This window comes from Shewanella sp. 4_MG-2023, from assembly GCF_030548015.1.
Lineage (GTDB): Bacteria > Pseudomonadota > Gammaproteobacteria > Enterobacterales > Shewanellaceae > Shewanella.
The window spans coordinates 29,123-51,787 of sequence record NZ_JAUORL010000034.1; the positions used below are offsets into that span (position 1 = coordinate 29,123).

The 22,665-nt window shown below is 41.0% G+C and carries 21 protein-coding genes; 18 read left to right on the forward strand and 3 right to left on the reverse strand.

The genetic code is table 11. From position 1 onward, the window contains the following. The first annotated feature begins 17 nt into the window (after positions 1-17). The 17 genes from Q4546_RS16215 to Q4546_RS16295 all read left to right on the forward strand — a co-directional run bounded on the left by Q4546_RS16215 (position 18) and on the right by Q4546_RS16295 (position 18,823). Positions 18-1,181 carry a mandelate racemase/muconate lactonizing enzyme family protein gene (locus Q4546_RS16215; RefSeq protein WP_102532093.1) on the forward strand — a complete coding sequence of 388 codons (1,164 nt, stop codon included), beginning with the start codon at positions 18-20 and terminating at the stop codon, positions 1,179-1,181. Positions 1,182-1,218: 37 nt separating this feature from the next. Beyond that, on the forward strand, positions 1,219-2,103 hold the full coding sequence (locus Q4546_RS16220; protein ID WP_102476717.1) for an SMP-30/gluconolactonase/LRE family protein: 885 nt from the start codon (positions 1,219-1,221) through the stop codon (positions 2,101-2,103). A gap of 620 nt (positions 2,104-2,723) precedes the next feature. Next, entirely contained in the window at positions 2,724-3,767 is a 1,044-nt protein-coding gene (locus tag Q4546_RS16225) for a family 16 glycosylhydrolase (RefSeq protein WP_241904115.1), read from the forward strand. A 758-nt stretch (positions 3,768-4,525) separates the two neighbouring features. After that, the gene (locus tag Q4546_RS16230) at positions 4,526-6,142 is read left to right on the forward strand and encodes a sugar porter family MFS transporter (RefSeq protein WP_303446614.1); all 1,617 of its coding nucleotides are present in this window, start codon (positions 4,526-4,528) and stop codon (positions 6,140-6,142) included. 91 nt (positions 6,143-6,233) lie between these two features. Continuing rightward, the gene (locus tag Q4546_RS16235) at positions 6,234-7,013 is read left to right on the forward strand and encodes a glucose 1-dehydrogenase (protein WP_102476718.1); all 780 of its coding nucleotides are present in this window, start codon (positions 6,234-6,236) and stop codon (positions 7,011-7,013) included. Positions 7,014-7,046: 33 nt separating this feature from the next. Continuing rightward, positions 7,047-8,066, forward strand: a complete 1,020-nt coding sequence (locus tag Q4546_RS16240) for a hypothetical protein (protein ID WP_303446615.1) — start codon at positions 7,047-7,049, stop codon at positions 8,064-8,066. Between the two features lie 258 nt (positions 8,067-8,324). Next, a complete protein-coding gene (locus Q4546_RS16245; RefSeq protein ID WP_303446616.1) occupies positions 8,325-9,749 on the forward strand; it encodes an aldehyde dehydrogenase family protein in 1,425 nt (474 codons plus the stop codon). Between the two features lie 26 nt (positions 9,750-9,775). Then, complete coding sequence (locus tag Q4546_RS16250; protein ID WP_303446617.1) at positions 9,776-10,933, forward strand: mandelate racemase/muconate lactonizing enzyme family protein; 1,158 nt, start codon at positions 9,776-9,778, stop codon at positions 10,931-10,933. A gap of 27 nt (positions 10,934-10,960) precedes the next feature. Next, complete coding sequence (locus Q4546_RS16255; protein WP_102532098.1) at positions 10,961-11,953, forward strand: 2-dehydro-3-deoxygalactonokinase; 993 nt, start codon at positions 10,961-10,963, stop codon at positions 11,951-11,953. After that, entirely contained in the window at positions 11,954-12,589 is a 636-nt protein-coding gene (locus Q4546_RS16260) for a 2-dehydro-3-deoxy-6-phosphogalactonate aldolase (protein WP_102476723.1), read from the forward strand. It begins immediately after the preceding gene. 314 nt (positions 12,590-12,903) lie between these two features. After that, positions 12,904-13,644: a FadR/GntR family transcriptional regulator gene (locus tag Q4546_RS16265; protein WP_102435576.1), complete on the forward strand. Its 741-nt coding sequence runs from the start codon at positions 12,904-12,906 to the stop codon at positions 13,642-13,644. Positions 13,645-13,718: 74 nt separating this feature from the next. Continuing rightward, positions 13,719-14,447, forward strand: a complete 729-nt coding sequence (locus Q4546_RS16270) for a FadR/GntR family transcriptional regulator (RefSeq protein ID WP_102435574.1) — start codon at positions 13,719-13,721, stop codon at positions 14,445-14,447. Between the two features lie 218 nt (positions 14,448-14,665). Next, positions 14,666-15,466 carry a 2-keto-4-pentenoate hydratase gene (locus Q4546_RS16275; RefSeq protein WP_241903426.1) on the forward strand — a complete coding sequence of 267 codons (801 nt, stop codon included), beginning with the start codon at positions 14,666-14,668 and terminating at the stop codon, positions 15,464-15,466. A 213-nt stretch (positions 15,467-15,679) separates the two neighbouring features. Then, positions 15,680-17,059, forward strand: a complete 1,380-nt coding sequence (locus Q4546_RS16280) for a Na+/H+ antiporter NhaC family protein (RefSeq protein WP_303446618.1) — start codon at positions 15,680-15,682, stop codon at positions 17,057-17,059. A gap of 126 nt (positions 17,060-17,185) precedes the next feature. Continuing rightward, positions 17,186-17,638 carry an NUDIX hydrolase gene (locus Q4546_RS16285; RefSeq protein ID WP_303446619.1) on the forward strand — a complete coding sequence of 151 codons (453 nt, stop codon included), beginning with the start codon at positions 17,186-17,188 and terminating at the stop codon, positions 17,636-17,638. 67 nt (positions 17,639-17,705) lie between these two features. Beyond that, complete coding sequence (locus tag Q4546_RS16290) at positions 17,706-18,311, forward strand: FMN-binding negative transcriptional regulator (RefSeq protein WP_303446620.1); 606 nt, start codon at positions 17,706-17,708, stop codon at positions 18,309-18,311. 56 nt (positions 18,312-18,367) lie between these two features. After that, positions 18,368-18,823, forward strand: coding sequence for a GNAT family N-acetyltransferase (locus Q4546_RS16295; RefSeq protein ID WP_303446621.1), 456 nt, complete (start codon positions 18,368-18,370; stop codon positions 18,821-18,823). On the opposite strand, the gene rrtA is transcribed toward Q4546_RS16295, so the two are convergent. Next, positions 18,820-19,461 carry a rhombosortase gene (rrtA, locus tag Q4546_RS16300; RefSeq protein ID WP_102435564.1) on the reverse strand — a complete coding sequence of 214 codons (642 nt, stop codon included), beginning with the start codon at positions 19,459-19,461 and terminating at the stop codon, positions 18,820-18,822. The two genes, Q4546_RS16295 and rrtA, sit on opposite strands and share 4 nt — an antisense overlap. Before the next feature lie 15 nt (positions 19,462-19,476). Then, complete coding sequence (queC, locus tag Q4546_RS16305; protein WP_198589275.1) at positions 19,477-20,169, reverse strand: 7-cyano-7-deazaguanine synthase QueC; 693 nt, start codon at positions 20,167-20,169, stop codon at positions 19,477-19,479. 345 nt (positions 20,170-20,514) lie between these two features. Between queC and queE the strand changes: the two genes are divergently transcribed. Next, the gene (queE, locus tag Q4546_RS16310; RefSeq protein ID WP_303446623.1) at positions 20,515-21,183 is read left to right on the forward strand and encodes a 7-carboxy-7-deazaguanine synthase QueE; all 669 of its coding nucleotides are present in this window, start codon (positions 20,515-20,517) and stop codon (positions 21,181-21,183) included. Between the two features lie 78 nt (positions 21,184-21,261). On the opposite strand, the gene Q4546_RS16315 is transcribed toward queE, so the two are convergent. Beyond that, complete coding sequence (locus Q4546_RS16315; protein WP_102435558.1) at positions 21,262-22,329, reverse strand: PLP-dependent cysteine synthase family protein; 1,068 nt, start codon at positions 22,327-22,329, stop codon at positions 21,262-21,264. Positions 22,330-22,665 lie beyond the last annotated feature (336 nt).

Sequence of the window (22,665 nt, forward strand, 5' to 3'; positions counted from 1 at the left end):
AATAAGAGAACAACATCATGAAGATAGAATCTGTTGAAGCAATACTAGGTAGAGTTGGCTCGCGCAATCAGTTACTCGTTAAAGTAGTCACTGAATGTGGCATTATCGGTTGGGGTGAATCAGGCCTTTCAAATCGTGAATATGCCGTTATGGGGGCGATTAAACATTTTAGTCAATTTTTAAAAGGTAAAGACGCCAAACAAATTGGCCGTATTTGGCAAGAATTATACCGTAGCCATTACTTTGAAGGTGGCCGCGTGATTACCGCGGCTATTTCAGCCATCGATATCGCTTTATACGATATTCTCGGAAAAAAATTAAACGTCCCTGTTTATCAACTGCTTGGCGGTCGACAACGTGACAATATTCCTTGTTTTGCTTGTTGCTATACAGAGGCGGATCCTGACAAGTTAGATGATTTAGTTAAAGAGTCAAAAGCCTTAATCGCTTTAGGTTGGACAACCATTCGGGTTATTCCAAGCCGATTTGATGACTTAACCACTTTTGAGCCACAAGAATCGATTACTCGCACCGCGCGCTGTTTAAATGAATTACGTAAAATTTTAGGGCCTGACATCACCCTAGGTATCGATTATCACCATAGATTAAGTGTCGCTGAAACCGCATCATTTTGTCAGCGCCTAGCGCCTGATACGCTGGACTTTATCGAAGAGCCTATTCGTAATGAGTCGCCAGAGGCTTATAAAACCTTAAGAACGATGACAAATATCCCGTTCGCTATTGGAGAAGAGTTCAGCTCAAAGTGGGCAGCTAAACCTTATATTGAACAGGGGCTGACACAATATTTACGTATCGATGTGTGCAATATTGGCGGCTTAACTGAAGCGGTGAAAGTATCAGGTTGGGCAGAAGCGCATTATATCGATGTCATGCCCCACAACCCATTGGGGCCAGTATGCACCGCCGCTACAAACCATTTTGCCGTAGCGTTACCAAACTTTAGCTTAATGGAAACACATCAAGGGCCGTTTAGTCCGTTTGGCGCCCATGATGACAAACTGTTTCCGCAACAGCATAAGTTAGAAGGCAATAAATTTATCGTGCCTGATGTACCGGGTTTAGGTGTTGAAGTGAATGAAGCTGAATTTAGAAAGTCGACCCCAATAGAGGTTGAAGCGCCGCATTTAAGTAAGCGTGACGGTTCACACACTAACTGGTAATTAATCCTATGACTACGACTATGACTGAAGAAACACTATGACTAAAGAAACATTAGCCGTGCAGCAATACGATAACAGAGTGAATTTTGTGGGTGAAAGCCCATTATGGCATCCGCTGCGCAGTACCTTATATTGGGTCGATTTCCCTAATAATCTATTAATGGGTAAAAATGACAATGAATCAATTGAATATACTTTTGATGAAATGGTCACCGCAATTGGATGGATTGACGAGCTTCATTTATTAATAGCCACAGCAACAGGCTTGTATCAATTTAACCTCGAGTCAAAGCAAAAATCTTTAGTGGTTCATGTTGAGCATGAATTACAAAGCAATCGCAGTAATGATGGCCGCGCTGATCCATGGGGCGGTTTTTGGATAGGCACCATGAATACTGATGCCAAAGCCGATGAGGGTGCGTTTTATCGTTATTACCACGGCGAGTTACGAAAGGTTATCCCTGATTTGTCCATTCCCAACGGAGTGTGTTTTGATCTTTCTCGCCAGCGTTGTTATTTCACTGACTCAGCGAAACAGCAAATCTATGTGATAGCGCTTGATGCAAACACTGGCTGGCCTATACAAGATGCCGTTAACGCCACACTGTTTTACGACTTTTCAAATACGGCGGTGTCACCTGATGGCGGCATTGTCGATGCTGACGGAAATCTTTGGGTATCACTTTGGGATGGCGGGGCAGTCATGTGTATTTCGCCTGATGGGGTTGAGCTTAAGCGTATATTGGTTGGTACCCCCAGAGCAACATGCCCAGCATTTGGTGGTGATGAAGCACAGCTATTGTTTACCACAACCGCTGCCTGTGGTCTTGAAGATGAAGCCATAACCCAAGTCATTCATGGTGCAACGCTATTAGTGATGGAAAAAGTGAATGGCGTTTTTGAACCTGCAGTGAAAATGTAATTTACAATAGTGCTATTTAACAAAGATATCGAACAACGCTGGCTGCTAGTTCTAGTGGTCAGTTCTTCGTGTTGTCGTTTTTATCGGTCTAAAGTGAGTTGTTAGATAGATACAGGCTCATTTTCGTCACCAAGTAATTTGCCACTTTAAACAAATCAAAGCCGTGGTGCTTCGGCTTTTAATTGTAAAGAACAGACCAAAAGGGCAGCGGTTCAGCCCTCTTGGTTTATTTATAAACCATAGTTCCAGCAGTCCCAGCGAGATTTTCGAAAAACGAAAATATTTCCAATGAGGGACCATTCAGATTTGAACCTGATTGGTATTGTTTACGTTGTTTTTCGAAAAACTAATTATGGAGCACAGTTAATTTCTGTGGTCATCAATTTGTTTGTTAAAAAATATCGAGAATAGAAGAAAAGCCCATGATCCCAATTTTTAACTAGAAGCGCTCTTTAACGAGAGCAATTCTTTTACTAGATTCCAAAATTTAACGGTATCAACCCACCCTTAAACATAGTATGTTTATAAACATATAAGGTGAATTGCTTTTGTCATACTATTCATTTTATTATCCACAAACAAGGCACTGTATATAACGCACAACACAAGGCTAAACTCACATGCTCTTTAACATTAGGTATACAAACTCTTCATTGCTCATTTTACTCACTGTCGCCACTATGAGTTGTAGTGTTGAGGTCGAAAAAGACCAGGTTCAAGCGATAGAGGCTAATGAATCAGCAGCATATAACACAATGGCTGTATTGCCTTATTCAGATCCAAAAAATCATGGTGACTGGATACTTAATCCCGAGGTCAGTGATGAATTTGAGACCGATACATTAGATGAAGACAGATGGTATATCGTTGGTAAATTTGAAAACGGCAAGCCCGTTTATAAGCATCCAGACAAGCCCAATAAAAAAGTCTGGAAAGGCCGAGCACCGTCGCAGTTCTCTGGTAAAAACTATCGTTTAGAAAATGGAAAGCTAATACTAGAAACCCGTTGGGAGCCAGATTTCCCGTTCACCGATGAGATTAGAGTTCCTGTTTTCGGGGATGCGCTGCCCCATGAAAATCTCACTACAGCCTGTATCATTTCCCGCAAAGAGTTCAAATATGGCTACATTGAGATTAAGAGTAAGGCAGCAGATGCTGAAATTACCAGTGCTTTTTGGGCGATGGGACATCAACTAGAAATCGATTTCTTTGAACAGTTTGGCGATCATCGCGATCCAGAAAAATTAGAACTGGATAAAGAGCTTTGGTGGTCAATTCGAGACTGGAGTAAAAATACCAGTAAACCGGGTAAGCCAACTTACACAGAGCATAAAGACCTAGGATTTAGAGTCGCTGATGATTTCCACATCTACGGTATTGAATGGAATGAAAATGGCTTTAAATACTATGTCGATGGGGTATTATTTTCAGATGTAAGCGCCGATGACGTTCGAAAATGGGCCTATGAAAACCGTGAGGTGAGCGAAGATTACGACGGATACGTAGCGACTAAACCCATCAGTATTTGGTTAGACCAAGAAACCTTTCCTTGGCACGGTGTCCCTGATAGTAAAGCCGATTTAGAGCTTAATAGTCCTGAAGATAAAAAAGATGACGGAATTGTCGATTTTGAAATTGAATACGTCAGAGTATGGCAAAAATAATTCAACGACGAGTCGTAGTTGTGCTCGTTAGACTTAGGTGGCCCCTTACCTTTGTAGGAGCCACTTTCTTTCGCCATGGGGCAACTCTGATGAGAGATGAAGCTTTTTTAATCGTAATATTGCCTAACTCTGGCATAGGAACATAGCTGCTATTTTTCAGATATCAGGCATGCACTGTAATACAATATGTCTACTTTGATACTCTGATTTGATACTCTGATTTGATACTCAAAAAAGTAGGCTCAGATCAAATTGTATTATCTACGACAGATTCGTTCTGAATTATCTATACCTTAAACTTATCCACTTTAAAGCCTATACTAAATCCCTCAAAGATAAATAATAATTTAATCAGTTGTTTATCTAATTTCTTGTCACGTTTTTTGAAATGAAGTTAGGTCCTCTCTCATTAAATCCCTCCAATTTATTCGCCGATCATAAATCTGTTTAAATTCCATATAAACATATTGCTTACTTAAACATCATATGTTTAAATCATGTTAATAAAATGATTTGCACCTGTAGCGAAATGCTTCGACCATCTGTAGCTTCGTCGTAAATCAAATTTATTAACATAAAAAAATCAGTGGTAGTCGATATCTTTGCAGTGCTGGAGTTTTGCTTAGTTTGCGAATGAGTTGCGTGAATTACTGCCGCAGTAAGTAACATCGGTTGGTTAAACCATGGAATGTAAACAAAACATGGTGTCAGCCAATGTTAATTTTAAAACTCGACTTTCGAGGTTTGGGGAAACTATTTTGTTAGAGAACACATTGTCAGAGAGCACTTCGAAAGAGTCTAAACTTGTTTCGAGCCAAGCTTCGAAAAGCAAAAACATTCAAGCGATAAAGTTTTCATTAATTGCCGCTTTTGGTGGCTTTGTATTTGGCTTAGATGCCGCCAACATTTCTGGTGCGCTGCGCTTTGTTAGCTCCCAATTTGAATTAACTAGTATGCAAACCGGCAACGTGGTCGGTTGCGCTATTGTAGGGGTGATTTTAGCGCTATTTTTTACGGGGAGTTTATGTCAGCACTTTGGCCGTAAGAAAGTGTTACTGGCTATTGCCTTGACCTATTCATTGTCTACCGTGATCTCAGCATTTGCTAATAGTTACGAAATGCTGGTTGTAGGGCGTTTTATTGGCGGAGTCGCCTTTGCCTCAATCACCGTATCTGCCATGTATATTGGTGAAATCGCACCAGCCAAACAGCGAGGGCAATTTGTATCGGTCAATCAGTTATTGATTACGTTAGGAAGCTTAGTTGCCTTTGTTGTTAACTATTTTCTAATCAAATCAATGGGCAATATTGAAGTATTAACGGATGAGAATATTTGGCGAGTGATGTTAGGGTTTGAGCTAGTACCTAATATTATTTGGTTCGGTTTATTACTAACCATCCCTGAGTCTCCACGCTGGTTGATGAGTAAGCAACGACATAAAGAAGCTGAACAAGTATTCAGTGACATTTCAGATCCATCTGAAGTGCCTGCAATGATGGACGATATTAAACAAACTATTGCACAAGATAGTAACACCTCAGTGATTCAGCAGCTTAAGTTACTGTTTAGTAAACCCATGCGTTTTTTAGTCATTCTTGCTGTGTGTTATGCCGTTGTTCAGGGTGCGACAGGGATGAATGCGGTGTTATTTTACGCACCTACCGTGTTTGAACAAATCGGTATGAGTGTTGAAGATACCTTTTTACAAACCATAGTGCTCGGCGCAATGTCGGTTTTATTTACCCTTGTTGCAATATTCACGGTTGAGAAATGGGGTCGTAAAGTATTAACCGTTGGCGGCTTATTATTAATTACCGTCGCACACTGTTCAATTTGGTATGGTTTTGGCAATGCAACTTACGTTATTAACCAACCTGCGATTGAAATAATTGCTGAGCAAGGTGTTGATGCAAATAAACTCATTCCATTTATTGGCAAAGATTACCACAGTGATGTAGCGTTAAAGGCTGATCTAGCCAGCGTGTATTCTAAAAAAGAGTTACCGTTAGTCAGTGGCACAGTTATTAATGCCTCGATTAATATTAACCCAGCATTTGTTTTGTTTGGTTTATTTGCTTTTTTAGCGGCGTTTAACATGTCCATAGGCCCTATTATGTGGGTCATATTTTCAGAGATTTTTTCAAGCCGGGTTCGCAGTGTTGCACTGCCGTTTGCGGCATTAGTACAAAGTATATCGAGTTGGAGTATCCAACAGTTTTTCCCTTGGCAGCTTGAAAACATGGGCGCTGCGAATACCTTCTTGTATTACGGCGGGGTAGCCTTTGTGGGTTGTTTTGTGATGATGCTAATTTTGCCTGAGACCAAAGGTAAATCCATCGAAGCCATTGAAAGACAATTAGTGAAACAGGGATAAATTACTCGCTTAACGCGGTTGTTAACACGTTAGCGCTAATCGCTGTAATCAAGAGTTGTTTCAGAACAAAAATAATAAGTAGAGAAGTCATATGTCAGATCGGTTGAAAGGTGAAGTTGCTATCGTTACGGGTGGTGCTGATGGAATAGGTCGCACTATCGCTTTAGAGTTTTGTCAGCAAGGCGCGAAAGTGTGTGTTGCTGATATGAACAGTGAACTAGGGCTTGATGCTGTTGAAGCGTTAGTGACAAAAGGTTACCAAGCTATATTTGTGAAAACCGATATTTCAGATGAAGCCATGGTCGATGCCATGGTCGCTATAACGGCGGCAGAACTTGGCGCGCCAACAATATTAATTAACAATGCAGCGTTGATTAGTCCGGGTAATAAGATTGAGTCTGTTGGCGTTGATGCGTGGAAAAAGAGCTTTTCAGTTAACGTTGATGGTATGTGGTATTGCAGCAAAGCCGTTTTACCCCATATGAAAGCCAATGGCCGCGGCAGTATTGTTAATGTCGGGTCAGTGCATTCATTTAAAATAGTACCTGGGTATTTTCCTTACGCAGTGACAAAACATGCGGTTATAGGGCTCACTCGAAACCTGGCGGTTGAATTCGCTCAGTATAATATTCGTGTTAATGCGTTATGTCCTGGAATGATTGAAACGCCGATGGCATTTAAGTCGTGGGGAGCGACAGACGATCCACAAGCGTCAAGACAAGCTATGGGTGAAGTGCATCCGTTAAAACGTAATGGCACCACTGAAGAGGTCGCGAAACCGGCATTGTTTTTAGCCAGCCAAGATTCAAGCTTTATGACAGGACAAAGCCTAGTGGTTGATGGTGGTCGTTCGGTCATTTATCACGATTAACACCTCAATTGTTGGAACATAAAAGTGGCCACTATGGTGTCTTTACAAAAGTCGATTAAAGACGGTTTTGAGCTTATTACCATTGCCAACAATACCCTGTCTTTTACCGTGGTGCCTGCCATTGGTGCGAAAATAATTTCATTAAAATCGATGCTTACTGGCAGAGAGTGGCTTGAACAACCTCAAGGCGCTCATGCTTTTTTGAAACAGCCAAATTATGGTGAGTCATTCGTCAATGGCTTTGATTGTGGTGGTTGGGATGAATGCTTCCCCAGCATCAATGGCGAGCAATACGCTTTGCCTGCGCTTAGGCATGTATTAATTCCTGATCACGGTGAGCTATGGTGTTTACCGTGGCAAGTCACTGAAATTGTTGAGTCTTCGAATTTCATCTCGTTGACGCTTCGCTGCGTGGGTAAACAGTTACCTTATGTGTTTACGCGTACCTTAACTCTTGCCGCTGATGCTAACCATATCGATATTCAATACCAGCTTACGAATAACAGCGACTATCAATTACCCTTTGTGTGGTCAATGCATCCGATTTTTGCTGCTGAAAAAGGCATGACCATAGCGCTTTCAACAGTGATTAACCGCTTTAAAACCGACAGTGGTTTTAAAGCGTTTTTTAATACAGATGCTATTACAGCGCAATGGCCTTATAAAAAACAGCAGCAAGGTAAATGGATTGATTTGGATAAGGTGTTAGCACCAGACAGTCACTTTTCCTGCAAGCTTTATAGTGATGATTTATCAACGGATGCTATTAAAAATCAGTCTATTGAGGTTGCTTTAGTTGAGCCGCCTTCAGCCAGTGGCGCTTATCAACAACGTTGTGGTTTTAGATATGATAGTCATGATATTTCACATTTTGGATTATGGCTTAATTATCGAGGCTGGTCTGGCAGTGATCAACCGCCTGCCTATGTCGTGGGTTTAGAGCCTTGCTTAGGGGGGGCTGATTCACTCAATGAAGCGATTAAGCGCGATGATTATTACTTCATCAAACCCAATAGTAAACGTAACTGGTCGGTACAATGCTTTATTGTGTAATTGCTATTAATGAGTGTGTTTAATTACTAAGTAGCTGTTATAAAATGACTTAGTCTTAATCCTTATCGTAAAAAGTTATTTTGATTGTTTACATGTTCACAAACTAATTACATTTCTATATTGTTTTATCAAACATCATATGTTTAAATACTTATCATGTATCGCGTTATCAATATGCTTATTTGACTACTGATTAACGGGTTCAGTTAAAAGCTTATTACCTAGTTTGTTTTGAATTTTTCACATGGAGCGTTGCTAATGCTGTCTAAACAACTTTATATCGGCGGTAAACTCATATCGAGCGGATCAACCACTGATGTTATTAATCCTGCAACTCTTTTATCGGTAGGCAGCATTGCTGCGGCAGATATTCCTCAAGCTGAATTAGCGCTTGAAGCTGCACAAAAGGCGTTTCCAATTTGGTCTAAAACATCTATTCAACAACGTACTGAATGGATGTATAAATTACGTGATGCAGTGATAGAAAATGAACAGCATTTACGTGAGTGTGTGCATCTTGAAATGGCTAAGCCTTGGGCATCAACCAAGGATGACTACCAAATGTTGGTCGACAGTTTAAATTTTTATGCTGATGCCATGCTCAATTTAGCGCAAGAGACATTAGAAGATAAAGAGGGCACCCACGTCCATGAACTTCGCCGCGAGCCAGTAGGGGTTGCTGCTGCATTTCTTGCATGGAATTTTCCGCTGCTTAATCTTGCTTATAAGTTAGGCCCAGCAATGGCTGCGGGTTGTCCTATTGTGATTAAGCCTTCTGTTAAAACCCCATTATCTGCTTATGCCGTCGGTGAGCTTTGCGCTCAAATTGGCTTACCTGATGGCGTGGTTAATATACTTTCTGGCCCTGATCACAAAGTGGGCGATGCCATTTCTGCATCCACTATCCCATCTTTATTAACATTAATCGGTTCAACCAATGTCGGTAAGCACGTTATTGGTACAGGGGCTACGTCAATCAAACGCTACTCGATGGAGCTTGGTGGCAATGCACCTGCCATCGTATTTGCTGATGCAGATTTAATCACGGCTGCCGATGTTATTTGCGGCGTGAAATACAGTAATGCTGGCCAAATTTGTGTTGCTCCTAACCGAGTCTTTATTGAAGAGTCTGTGGCTGACGAATTTATTGAAATGGTGTTAACCCGCACTCATTCCGTCAACGTTGGTTTTGATAAAGAGGCTGATATTGGAATGGGACCACTGATGGACGGTGCTTCTTGGCAGCGTATCGATGGCTTAGTAAAAGAAGCGATTGCTCAAGGCGCCAAGTTGTTATCAGGTGGCGGTAAACCACCAGGATTAGACACCGGATATTTTTACAGTCCTACCGTGTTACTGGGTGTGACACCTGAAATGGCGATATCGAAAGAAGAAGTTTTTGGACCAGTTATTAGCATTGCTACCTTCAAAAATCATCAAGATGTACTGAACCTTGCTAATGATACTGATGCGGGCTTAACCGCTTATGTGTTTACTCAAAATCAAACGACAGCGGACCATTTTGCGGACGAACTTCGTTTTGGCGAAGTACAAATTAATGGGATTAAATATGCCATTAATTTACCGCATTTTGGGATTAAGCAGTCAGGAGTTGGAGTTGATTGTTCGTTGCTAGCGCTCGACGATTACTTGGCTTATAAACGCATCTCACGTGCGCTTTAATCAGATTAATTTGGGACTATTATTGAATGAAAATTACTGAAATTATAAGCCACGTTCTGCAGTACGATCTTGAAGAAGAGTTAGGTTACTCGCAGCAGTATTATGCCAAACGTACTACTCACCTAGTCGAAATTAAAACGGATGTTGGCATAACAGGTTGGGGTGAGTGTTTTGGTGGCGGCGGAATCGCTTTTGCCAACAAAACAATCGTTGAAAAAGTGATTCAACCTATGATCCTTGGTATGGATCCGCTAGATCGCGAAGTGATCTGGCATAAGGTGTACAACTTAATGCGCGACCATGGTCAAAAAGGCATGCCTATTCAGTCTTTGTCGGGTGTGGATATCGCTTTATGGGATATTGCCGGTAAATTTCTTGATCAGCCCGTCTATAAGTTACTGGGCGGTGCCTTTAGAGACCGTATCCCAGCTTACGGTTACGGCATGATGCTACAGCGTCATGACGACCTTGAAGCACGCTTTACCGATGAAAGTGCCCGCATTAAAGAGATGGGCTTTAAAGCGATGAAAATGAAAATCGGTTTAAGTCCTGATAGAGATATTAAATTAGTTGAAGCTGTACGCCGCGGCATTGGTGATATGCAATTAATGGTCGATGCAAACCATGCCTATACCACCAGAGAGGCGATCCCTCTGGGTCGTGAGCTGCAAAACCTTGGCGTAAATTGGTTTGAAGAACCCGTAGCACCTGAAGATAAACAAGGCTATCGCGAACTGTGTGAAGCCTTAGATATGACCATTGCAGGCGGTGAAGCAGAGTTTACCCGCTGGGGTTTTAGAGACTTAATTGAAAATCGCTGTGTGGATTTATTGCAACCTGAAGTATGTGCATTAGGTGGTATTACCGAATACCAAAAAGTATTAGCGATGGCACACGCACATTTTATTCCGGTAATAAATCATGTTTGGGGCTCTGCTATTGCTGTGGGTGCCAATTTGCATTTATTGGCAGCATTACCTGATTTACCAGGCGCAGCTCACCCAATTCAGCCGATGCTCGAATACGATACTACTCCGAATTTATTCCGTGAAGACTTACTTAAAGAGCCATTAAACATTCTTAAGCAAGTTAAAGAAAACGATGGCACGGTTGCACTTCCACAAGGGACTGGTATTGGCGTAGAGCCAGATCCAGACTTCATAAAACATTATGAAGTTTTCTAAGCCCACATCATTGTAGAGAATTTTTAAATGACAGAGCAATCGTCACCCACGCCTGTACTTATTGCAGTCGATTGGGGGAGTAGTAATTTTCGCGCCTTTTTATTGGATAAACGCGGCAAAATCTTGTCTGAAGTATCGGCGCCTCAAGGTATGTTATGCCTTAAAAAAGATGAATTTGAAGCTGCGCTTTTAGCCCATATACAGCCATGGGTTACAGACTTTTCAGTGCCAGTGTTAATGGCCGGCATGGTGGGTAGCGCACAAGGTTGGGTCGATGCAGGCTATATAGATTGCCCAGCAGATGCTAAACAAGCCGCGATGAAATTATGTCATGTGGATAACGAATCGAAATTGTCTATTCGCATTGTACCGGGCGTTAAGTGTCAGACTGCTAATTTACAACCTGATGTTATGCGCGGTGAAGAAGTGCAGGTATTCGGCGCCGTATCATTGATTGAGCACGAGTTGGGTTTATTAAACAATGCTCAATTAGATAAGTTAGTTTTTTGCTTACCTGGAACCCATTCTAAGTGGATAAAAATGGCTAAGAATGATCAAGGTCAACCAATCGTAGAAAGCTTGTCGACTCAAATGACGGGCGAGATGTATAACATCGTAGTTGAAAACAGCATTCTTGGAAAAGGCGTAGATAAACAAGCGACTGATGTTGATATGGATAGCTTTTTACAAGGCGTACATACCAGTCAAAGGGAAGGGGGTTTGCTGCACCATTTATTTAGCGCGAGAACTTTACGACTAGAACAGCGATTAGATGACAAGCATGTTTGTAGTTATATTTCAGGATTACTGATTGGCGCTGAATTATGTTCAGTGTTGGCGGCATCATCCCTTGAACATATTTATCTCATTGGCAGTTCGACTTTAAACACACTTTATGCTCAAGCGCTAAAAGAACTTGGTTTACTTTCAACCCCAGTGAGCAGCGAGAAAGCCTCTGCTTTAGGCATGGTGATGGTAGCTGAGCAAGCGAATTTAATTAAATCAAAGGAAGTGCATTAAATGCCGATTACTCTTAAAGAAGCCATGAGCAAAATGCCATTGGTTGCAATTTTACGTGGCGTGACACCTGCTGAAGTATTAGATGTTGCAGATATTTTAGTGACCGCTGGATATCGCGTTATAGAAGTTCCTTTAAACTCACCGTCGCCTTACGAAAGTATTAAGTTACTTAGTGATAGATATGGTAACGATGTCATCATTGGTGCTGGCACTGTTGTTAGCCAGGAACAAGTTGATTTAGTCGAAGCTGCGGGCGGGCGTATTATTATTTCTCCCCATGCTGATGCAAAATTGATTCGGTACAGTAAAGCGAAAGACCTTTATTGTGTCCCCGGTTTTTTCACACCATCTGATGCTTATGCGGCTATTAATGCGGGTGCAGATTCGCTTAAATTATTCCCAGCTGATGCATTTGGCCCTATGGGGTTAAAAGCAATGTCAGTTGTTCTTCCTGATATTGATATTTTACCTGTAGGGGGAGTTTCACCAGACACTATGCAAGCATTTATTGATGCTGGTGCCAGTGGGTTTGGTTTAGGAAGCGGCTTATATAAGGCTGGGATGAGTGTTGAGCAAGTTAAGCATAACGCTTTGGCATATGTCCAAGGTTATAAAAGTACCTTAACAGCCCACTAGGCCAGAACTTTAGAGTTCAATAATGCCGTAAACTGAGTTCAGTGTGTTGTTTTAGTTCAGTCATTTCAGAGATGATTTTGAACTTGTCTGTTGTTGCTATTATACAAATAGTGTTGTTTTACTTTCCTGTATACTTATTCCTAGTAAGTATCTGTTGTAGCTTTAGCAGCCGAAAGGCTGCTATTTTTTTAGTTACTTCTGCTTCTGATCTAAAGCATCAATTTATCTAATATGAAGTCAATATATTATCATTAAGTCTCAATCGTAGATTGTTTCAATTGACACCTTAAACATACTATGTTTATATTTAACCTATGAGTGAATTAATATATTACGATTTAAAATGCACCCAAGGAATGTCGCCTAGTCTTTCTGTACAAGTTGCTAAAGAACTCGGTCGCCGCATTGTTTCTGGTGCTTTCGAAGCCCACAGTCTTATTGACGATGAAAATGCCTTGGCGTCTCGGTATCATGTTAGTCGAGTGGTAGTTCGTGACGCTGTAAAGATTCTAGTAAGCAAAGGTTTATTAGAAGTGCGGCGGGGCATTGGTACTCGTGTTCAATCACGAGATAAGTGGAATATGCTGGATGATGACATTCTTGCTTGGCATTTATCAGCGCCACCCAATCTTAATTTTTTGAAGCAGTTAATGGATGTACGATTAGCATTTGAGCCTAAAGCCGCGCGATGGGCTGCTGAGCGTGCGACGGATGCAGACATTGCTGAAATTGCCAAAGCAGTTGAAGGAATGGCGCAGGCTTCTGGTACTGCAGAAGACTTTATTATTGCCGACTCTTTGTTTCATAAAGCGGTGATGAAAGCGGCAAACAATGGTTTTCTGGCATCGATGGAAGGCGTTATATATTCTGCGTTATTGGTAAGTATTAAAATGACCAATAAAGACCCTCGAGACAATGGAGCGTCGGTTCCTTTTCATCGAGATGTGTATGAAGCCATTTTTAATCGTGATGGTGACAAAGCTGAGAAATTAACCGAAAAACTGCTCAATGATGCCAGTATTCGCCTTTCTCTTAGCCAAAGTGACAATAATTAACATCAGATGGTTGTGTATCATCACAAAATCATATACATAGTATGTAGTTATATTTCTTGGGATAGAATAATTACATGAGTGAACTAACATACTACGATTTAAGAAGAACAAACTCGATGTCGCCGAGTTTGCCGGTTCAAGTAGCAAAAGAGTTAGGTCGTAGGATTGTTGCTGGAACGTTTGTGCCTGGTACGCTTATTGATGATGAAAATAAACTGGCTGAACGCTATCAAGTCAGTCGAGTTGTCGTTCGTGATGCGGTAAAAATTCTTGTTGGTAAAGGCTTATTAGATGTACGCCGAGGAATTGGTACTCGTGTTAAACCTAGAAATAACTGGGCTTTACTTGACGATGATGTTTTAGCTTGGCACCTTTCTGCACCACTTAATCCTGACTTTTTAACTCAATTGATGGAGTTTAGACTCGCATTTGAGCCTAAAGCTGCCAGTCTCGCAGCATTAAATGCCACGGAAGAAGATATTCAAGCAATTACTCAAGCGCTGGCTGAAATGGAAGCGTCTACAAGCGATGTGGATCGTTTTGTGATTGCAGATGCACACTTTCACAGTGCTATTTTAAAAGCGTCTCATAATGAGTTATTCATTTCGATGGAATGTGTCATCTTTTCGGCATTGCTAGTCAGTATTCGTGTGACTAACCAAAATGATGCTGAAAACAAAAGCTCAATACCCTTTCACAAAGAAGTGTTTGATGCGATTAAAGCAAAAGACAGTACGTTAGCCCAGTCGTTAACAGAAACCTTGTTGAGCGATGCTAAGGCAAGGCTTGTAGAACTTATGTAATTTCTGCATGTGTCATGGCTAGCAGCATTATCTGATAGATAAAATTAATGTGCTTAAACCTTGAGGTTTAAGCACGTTTTTATTTATGGCTTAGAAGTAATCCATATTGATCCTCTAAACATCACATGTTTAACTGTATGGGATTGAATCAAATTAATTTTTACTGTTTTACCGTCTCTTTCTCTCATTGCTTAAATTAAGCCACATAAGGATTTAGTGTGTCCAATATATCAAAAACAGTTGATCAACAAGCATTACGTTTTAAATCGATAGCAGAGCATTTAGTAGCACAGCGTAATGCTACACAGCCTAAGTCTGAATTTAATTTATTACAGTCGCCTAAAACTTTGGCTGATGCTCATGCTGTACAGCAATTGATGATAGCCCTACATGATCATGCTCCCTTAGGTTGGAAATGCCTTACCCCAAGAGAAGATGGCAGTATTATCGCAGCACCATTGTTGGGGCAAGTTGTTGAAACTCAGGTGGTATGTCAAATGAAAGCGGTTAATGGCCAAGCATTGATAGAACCTGAAATCGCATTCTTACTCAGAAGTAACTTACCCAGTGGCAAACATTACAGCGAAGCAGAAATAGATGCTGCCATAGGTTCAACTCATATGGCATTAGAGCTTATTCAGCCGAGGTTTAGTCAAGGTTATAAAGCTAATCATTATGAGCGTTTAGCTGACGGTTTAAGTAATCAAGGTTTATTTATTGGCCCTGAAATTGAGAAAGCGGCGGCTTATAAAGCGGCTGGCATAAACATTACAATGACTCAGGCAGGGATTAAACATGATTATATCGGTGTTCACCCATGTGAATTACCTCAAAATCCTATGTATTGGCTGGTTAACTATTTATCTGCATTAGGAATCGAGTTAAATGCGGGAGAGTACATTATAACGGGGTCATACCACGGCGTAATAAAGGTCGATATGGATACGCCTTTATCCGTTGTTTATGACAACTTAGGAGAGTTTGAAGTGAGTTTTTCACATAACGAGTGTTGCGATTAATCGTGCTGACGTTAAAGTAGTCAATAGCCTAAACTATGAATAATAATGTCACTGTGGTTGTTTATTCAGTCACAGTGAATTTGTTTTCTTATAATTATTTTGAAATAAACCCGTATTTTTTTCAATATTGTGTTTAGTTCTTGTTGACTAAAATGCAATTCGACATTACTTTCTTTTTCCAATATTAATCTTCTTTTAACAAGGTAAAACCTAATGACAGAGCCATCTGCGATCAGTTTGATCCCGCCTTTGGTTGTAATAATGTTAGCCATATTTTTACGCAGACCGATACTTGCCTTAGTGATAGGCGCAGTTGTGGGATTATTGATGCTAGATCCTGCTGAAGCATTGAATAATTTTTCAGAAATCTCACTGAGTGTAATGGCTGACGAAACTATAGGTTGGCTGATATTAGTGTGTGGTACCTTCGGCGCTTTGATTGCATTATTAGTCAGGACCGGCGGCGCTTTTGCCTTTGGCAAAAAAGCCTTGTTGGTTGCAACAGGGCCAAAGTCATCATTAATGATGACGTTTGTATTAGGTGTGGCCATTTTTATTGATGATTACCTTAACGCGCTCACTGTGGGTGAGACCATGAAGCGCGTCACCGATAAATATAAAATCTCCCGTGAGATGCTCGCATATGTGGTTGATTCTACCGCAGCACCTATTTGTGTGTTGGTGCCTTTATCCACTTGGGCAGTGTTCTTCTCTGGTTTATTAGTGGACAACGGCATCGCAGAATCGGGGCAGGGCATTGCGGTATATATGCAGGCGATTCCTTATATGCTCTATGCCTGGGTGGCGGTGATCATGGTGCCATTGGTTATTTTAGGGGTAATACCGCTAATTGGACCGATGAAAAAAGCAGAATTTAAAGCCAAGCAAGGTATTGGTATTCCTGTGGATGAGTCTGCAGAAACCCATACCAGCGATGACTATGGCGTTAAGGCGATTGAAGACAATTTCAGCGCCGCAGATGAACAAGGCAAGTTACATAATTTTTTAGTGCCCATCATCTTACTGGTCGGTTTTACCGTGTACTTTGATATAGATGTCTGGCTAGGTTTATTAGCGACAATGCTGATCACTATTCCCTATTATGCGGTGCAAAAATTAATGCCGTTCTCCGATATGATGGAGCAAATGATCGACGGCTTTAAAAGTATGTTACCTGCCATTGGTACTGTAATTGCTGCATTTATATTTAAAGATGTTTGCGATAAATTATTGCTGCCACAATTTGTAATTGAAAGCTTAAGCCCCTATATGACTGCGCAAATGTTACCAGCAGTGGTATTTGTCGCAATGGCGGTTTTAGCGTTTGCTACGGGTTCAAGCTGGGGCATCTTTGCTGTCTCCATCCCCATTGTGATGCCGTTAGCCCAAGCTGTTGGCGCGGATATGCCACTCGTGATAGGCGCGCTGCTTTCTGCGTCATCTTTTGGCAGTCAGGCGTGTTTTTATAGTGACTCCACCGTACTCGCTGCCCAAGGTGCAGGCTGTAATTTAGTTAGCCATGCGGTAACGCAATTACCTTATACGCTTATTGCCGCTGGCATTACCTTTATTGGGTTTATTTTTATTGCTTAGAATATAAGTTCATAAGTCGAGGTTATCGTATTAAACCCGTGCTGAAACTGAATCAATCTCAGTATCAACACGGGTTTTTTTATGGGATAGTGATTATAAATAAATCAACCGTGGAGTCGCTGACAAATGGGGCTATCAAATCAACAAGCGATAACCAAAAATGTGGATTCTGAATCATTCACTGGTTGTAAATTAGCTCTGATTTTTGAAGATAAATTGGTGGTGTACTTACGGGATGATAAAACCAATATTCCTTTTCCAAATCAATGGGACTTTCCAGGTGGTGGCCGCGAAGGCAAGGAGTCGGCCCAAGAGTGTGTGCTTAGAGAGTTACATGAAGAATTTGACATTGCGCTGCCAATAGAGCGTTTGATATATCAACAGCGGGGGATTAATCAAACTGCAAATGGCCACTCCTACTTTTTTGTCGCTTATATTACTCAAACTGAACTAGATGCGATTAATTTTGGCTCAGAAGGCCAATATTGGCAATTGATGACGATTGCCGATTATTTGGCTCATCCAGCTGCAATAGCGCCATTAAAACAAAGGTTACAGCAGTTTTTAGAAACGAATTAACGCGTTTATTGAGTCACTCATTAATACTGAGCACCCAAAAAGTTAAACCTACATATTAAGGATGATCATGTACCTACCTAAAAAATTACAAATGCAGTCTAACGAGGCTTTAGACTTTATCCAGCAGTATGGCTTTGCTCTGCTTAGCTCGAGCGATTTACAAGCCTCTCATCTGCCATTAATCCTTAAAACTGATGCTGACGGTAATCACACGTTATATGGCCATATGGCAAAAGCCAATAATCATTGGAAAACATTGGATTTACAATCTGTGCTGGCGGTATTTTCCGGTCCTCATGGGTATATTTCACCTACTTGGTATGACGGTTTTCCTGCGGTGCCAACTTGGAATTATGCCGCAGTACATGTCACAGGCACTTTTGAACTAACTGATAACAATGAAACCATTTTGCATTTAACTGACACCATTGCTAAATATGAGCCTGAGTTACTGCAGCACGGTGGCTTTATTCCCCATGATTACCGCGATAAATTGGCAAAAGCCATTGTTGGTTTTAAAATTTCAATTACTGGCGTTGAAGGAAAACTCAAGTTAGGCCAACATCGCTCAGAGGCTGATCAACTAGGGGTATTAGCGGGTTTGGCCAAATCGACAAACTTAGATGCTCAGCAGTTATATCAATATACTAAGCAAATGTTGAGTCGAACATAAGCATGGGCAGCGATACTTGTTACGTAAACGGAATAAATCTTAGTTAAGGGGCGTTAATGCAGCAGTTAGGCAACAAGGGTTATGTTATTTCAACGGATCAAAATAAATTAGATATCAGTGTTATTCACGGTTTTATCTCACAAAGCTATTGGGCCAAAGGGATGCCGATAACAGTATTAACTAAGGCCATTGAGCATTCTTTGTGCTTTGGGGTATTTACTGACGAAGACCAGCAAGTTGGTTTTGCCCGCCTTATCACAGATAGAGCCACATTCGCCTATCTAGCTGATGTGTTTATTACTGATCAACATCGAGGAATTGGTTTAAGTAAGTTACTCATCGAAACGGTGATAAGTCACCCCGATATACAGGGATTAAGGAGAATGATGCTGGCCACAAGGGATGCTCATGGCCTTTACGCTCAGTATGGTTTTCTGCCGATAGATAATCCCGAAATATTAATGCAAATTTGGCGGCCAAACATTTATCAGCAAGCACAAAATGATACTTAATTGTGGCTTGTTGACAGTGTTTGAGCGCGCTTTAAATAACCACTTAATGGCAACCAAATTAACCCGCACAATAACCCACTTACGACGCCAATTAAGTGAGACTCTGTGGCGACTCTGGCATTGATCAGCTCACTTACGCTGTCACTGGCGCCAAAATAGGTTTCATAACCAGCTTTGATGATGACCCCTAACAATAACAAATAGCCTGATTTAAAGCCTTTTCGGATATCAAGTAGCGCGCCAAAAGTGAAAAGTCCGTGTAATAGCCCGCTTAGCCCCACATAACCCTTTAGTTCTGGGTAAAACCAATATAAGCCGAGCCCTTCAAGCATTGCCAAACTCAAAAATAAGCCTGCGAGTTTAACGCTATGCTGTTTGTAGTGGGTCTCATGCAAAAACAAAATCACCCAAAAACCGGCTAGGTTCATTAGTAAATGCCACAAGTTAGTATGCAGAATATTACCACTAAGCAGTCGCCACCATTCACCTTGGGTAATTGAGTCATAGCGATAAGCCAGTAAACTGTCGATATCTATTTGTGCAAGAGGCAGTAAATTTAAGGCAAATAATGCCGCGCAAATGACGCTCACTATAGTTGCAAAAACATATACGCCAATTTGAGTTTGCTTATTTGCCATGTCAGTAACCCTATTTTAAGCTTTAGCCATTTTTTGATTAAGCTCAGCCATTACAGTGTCAGCGTTAGCTAAATAATCATCTAAACCACGTTGGCGAAGGGTGCAGGCTGGGCAATCGCCACAACCACAGCCCTTTATGCCGTTGTAACAGGTAAGGGTTTCATTTCTGACTAAGGTTAATGCTTGGTATTTATCTGCTAGTGCCCATGTTTCAGCTTTGTTTAGCCACATTAACGGGGTGACAATTTGTAATGGTTTATCCATACCTAACGCCAATGATTGCTGCATAGACTTGATAAATTCATCACGACAATCAGGATAGCCAGAAAAGTCTGTTTCACACACGCCAGTGATAATGGCATCGCACCCTAACTGATAAGCATAAATGCCCGCTAAGGTTAAAAAGAGAATATTGCGCCCAGGGACGAAGGTATTAGGCAGTCCATTATTCATGATCTCATGGGATACCGGAATTGAATCTCGAGTAAGCGCAGACACCGCAAGCTCATTGAGTAAACCCACATCCATGACTTTATGGCTGGCAATGTTTAATTCTTTAGCAAGTGATTGAGCAATTTCAATTTCTTCACGGTGACGCTGGCCATAATCAAAGGTGATGGCATGCACTTCGTCATATTGAGACATTGCTTGAATGAGGCAGGTTGTAGAGTCCTGACCTCCGCTAAATACGACAATTGCTTTAGACATTTTTTTCACCATATAAAATTTAAATATATCAACATGTTCCCAGAGCAGACTCATTGAAACAGTTAGTTAATTGAAGCCGTTGATTACGGGCTAAATTATAACGACATTAAGGATAACTTTCATGGTTATTTAACTTTTGATTAGTAGAGTTTTAGTGAGATTTTTATAGCAGTGACCTTTTTGTAAAAGCGGCTATTAATAGGCTGATTAATAATCAGCTTTCATCAGACATATGTAATTAGTTGGCAGGTAATCTAATAAGCAGTCATTATCATGGCCGTTAATGGTTGCAGCTACAGTGAAAATACACTATAAATGCGCCCTTACTGAGAATAAGGCAGCTAAATGAAATATCCAGTTAATGAAGTTTTTGAAACCATCCAAGGTGAGGGCACCTTTACCGGCGTTCCAGCAATTTTTGTTCGTTTGCAAGGTTGTCCTGTTGGTTGTGCTTGGTGTGATACCAAACAGACCTGGGATGTATTAGAAGCAAACAAGGTTTCTCAACAACAAGTTATTGCAGTGGATGGCACCATTGGTCGCTGGGCAAATCATGATGCGCATTCATTATTAACTGCATTTACTGAAAAAGGTTTTACTGCAAAACATATTGTCATTACTGGTGGCGAGCCATGTTTATATGACCTAAGTAAGTTAACCAGTCATTTGATTGAAGCTGGCAACAGCGTGCAGATTGAAACCAGTGGCACTTTCGAAATTCATTGTGATGAGCAAGTCTGGGTCACCGTGTCACCAAAAATAAATATGAAAGGCGGCTATAAAGTTTTAGAAACGGCGCTATTGCGTGCTAATGAAATTAAGCATCCCATCGCCACCCAAAATCATATTGATGAACTTGATGAGTTATTAGCTGATATTGATGTATCAAATAAAACCATTTGCTTACAACCTATCAGCCAAAAGCCTCGGGCAACTGAACTTGCCATGAAAACCTGTATAAGCCGTAATTGGCGCTTATCAATTCAGACCCATAAATATTTAGATATCGATTAACTAACATATTGAAAAATAATCCCGCCTAATGTCAATTGGGCGGGGTTATTTTTTATAACTGATTTTATGGCTAAATTTTTATAACTTCCCCAAACAACCACTGCTGTTAAAATGTTGCAACTCTAGGTCAAATTCTTCAGTACAACCGATATTGTTATTAATCCATTCATTATTATAATAGGTATCTAAATAGCGCTCACCAGAATCACACAGCAAGGTCACTAACGAGCCTGTTTCGCCTTTTTGTTTCATCTGACAGGCTAACTGCAACACGCCATATAAATTAGTCCCCGTTGATGGCCCTACCTTACGGCCAATATGCTGTGCTAACCAGTTCATGGTCGCAATGGATGCTGCATCAGGGATTTTTTTCATTTCATCCACTACACCTGCGATAAAAGACGGTTCAACCCTTGGGCGACCGATGCCTTCAATATTACTGCCTTTATCGCTGGTAATACTTGCATCACCATTTATATAGTAGTCATAGAATACCGAATTTTCAGGGTCTACCACGCACAGCTTAGTATCAAGTTGTTGGTAATTAAGGTAGCGGCCAATGGTTGCTGAGGTACCGCCAGTGCCTGGGCTCATCACAATCCATGCTGGAATTGGATGTGGCTCTTTTTGCATCTGATTAAAGATAGAGTCAGCAATATTGTTATTGCCGCGCCAATCGGTGGCGCGCTCAGCATAGGTAAATTGATCCATATAATGGCCATTGAGTTGCGCTGCTAGGCGCTGAGATTCTGCATATATTTGGTCAGTTTTGTCGACGAAATGACAACTACCACCATAAAACTCAATTTGTTGGATTTTCTTTTTCGCGGTTGTGGCTGGCATTACCGCAATGAACGGTAGGCCAAGTAACCGAGAAAAGTATGCTTCAGATACAGCAGTACTGCCAGATGATGATTCTATGATGGTGGTATTTTCATTAACCCATCCATTTGAAATCGCATACAGAAACAAAGAGCGGGCTAAACGGTGTTTTAAACTGCCAGTTGGATGGGTGCTTTCATCTTTAAGATAAATGTCGATGCCAGTTAATTGTGGAAGTTCTAACTTAATTAAATGTGTATCGGCGCTGCGCTGAAAATCAGCTTCTATTTTAGCTATGGCTTGATTAACCCATTGTTTAGACATCTGACATCCTAAGTTTGCTGTAATCGGATTATCTTAAAGATAAATAACAAGATCAGGAAGTTAAATTGTGATGTTTTATCAATAAGGTTACATTTTGACGCTAGACAGCAAATTAATAATCGATATCAATAATTGACTAGGATAAGGCTGTGAAGTTGAAACTAAGCAAATCTTGATGATAAAACTGAAGTGAAACTACTGAGAATTGAAATTGAGCTAATTTGAATGAGCTAACTTGATGAACTGAAGTGACTAGAAGAAATGGTGGAGGGAGAAGGATTCGAACCTTCGAAGGCTGAGCCGTCAGATTTACAGTCTGATCCCTTTGGCCACTCG

Bases quoted from the DNA above. Each gene is read 5' to 3' on its own strand.
- Q4546_RS16215 (WP_102532093.1), top strand. From the start codon at position 18: ATGAAGATAGAATCTGTTGAAGCAATACTAGGTAGAGTTGGCTCGCGC.
- Q4546_RS16220 (WP_102476717.1), top strand. From the start codon at position 1,219: ATGACTAAAGAAACATTAGCCGTGCAGCAATACGATAACAGAGTGAAT.
- Q4546_RS16225 (WP_241904115.1), top strand. From the start codon at position 2,724: ATGCTCTTTAACATTAGGTATACAAACTCTTCATTGCTCATTTTACTC.
- Q4546_RS16235 (WP_102476718.1), top strand. From the start codon at position 6,234: ATGTCAGATCGGTTGAAAGGTGAAGTTGCTATCGTTACGGGTGGTGCT.
- Q4546_RS16240 (WP_303446615.1), top strand. From the start codon at position 7,047: ATGGTGTCTTTACAAAAGTCGATTAAAGACGGTTTTGAGCTTATTACC.
- Q4546_RS16245 (WP_303446616.1), top strand. From the start codon at position 8,325: ATGCTGTCTAAACAACTTTATATCGGCGGTAAACTCATATCGAGCGGA.
- Q4546_RS16250 (WP_303446617.1), top strand. From the start codon at position 9,776: ATGAAAATTACTGAAATTATAAGCCACGTTCTGCAGTACGATCTTGAA.
- Q4546_RS16255 (WP_102532098.1), top strand. From the start codon at position 10,961: ATGACAGAGCAATCGTCACCCACGCCTGTACTTATTGCAGTCGATTGG.
- Q4546_RS16260 (WP_102476723.1), top strand. From the start codon at position 11,954: ATGCCGATTACTCTTAAAGAAGCCATGAGCAAAATGCCATTGGTTGCA.
- Q4546_RS16265 (WP_102435576.1), top strand. From the start codon at position 12,904: ATGAGTGAATTAATATATTACGATTTAAAATGCACCCAAGGAATGTCG.
- Q4546_RS16270 (WP_102435574.1), top strand. From the start codon at position 13,719: ATGAGTGAACTAACATACTACGATTTAAGAAGAACAAACTCGATGTCG.
- Q4546_RS16280 (WP_303446618.1), top strand. From the start codon at position 15,680: ATGACAGAGCCATCTGCGATCAGTTTGATCCCGCCTTTGGTTGTAATA.
- Q4546_RS16285 (WP_303446619.1), top strand. From the start codon at position 17,186: ATGGGGCTATCAAATCAACAAGCGATAACCAAAAATGTGGATTCTGAA.
- Q4546_RS16290 (WP_303446620.1), top strand. From the start codon at position 17,706: ATGTACCTACCTAAAAAATTACAAATGCAGTCTAACGAGGCTTTAGAC.
- Q4546_RS16295 (WP_303446621.1), top strand. From the start codon at position 18,368: ATGCAGCAGTTAGGCAACAAGGGTTATGTTATTTCAACGGATCAAAAT.
- rrtA (WP_102435564.1), bottom strand. From the start codon at position 19,461: ATGGCAAATAAGCAAACTCAAATTGGCGTATATGTTTTTGCAACTATA.
- queC (WP_198589275.1), bottom strand. From the start codon at position 20,169: ATGTCTAAAGCAATTGTCGTATTTAGCGGAGGTCAGGACTCTACAACC.
- queE (WP_303446623.1), top strand. From the start codon at position 20,515: ATGAAATATCCAGTTAATGAAGTTTTTGAAACCATCCAAGGTGAGGGC.
- Q4546_RS16315 (WP_102435558.1), bottom strand. From the start codon at position 22,329: ATGTCTAAACAATGGGTTAATCAAGCCATAGCTAAAATAGAAGCTGAT.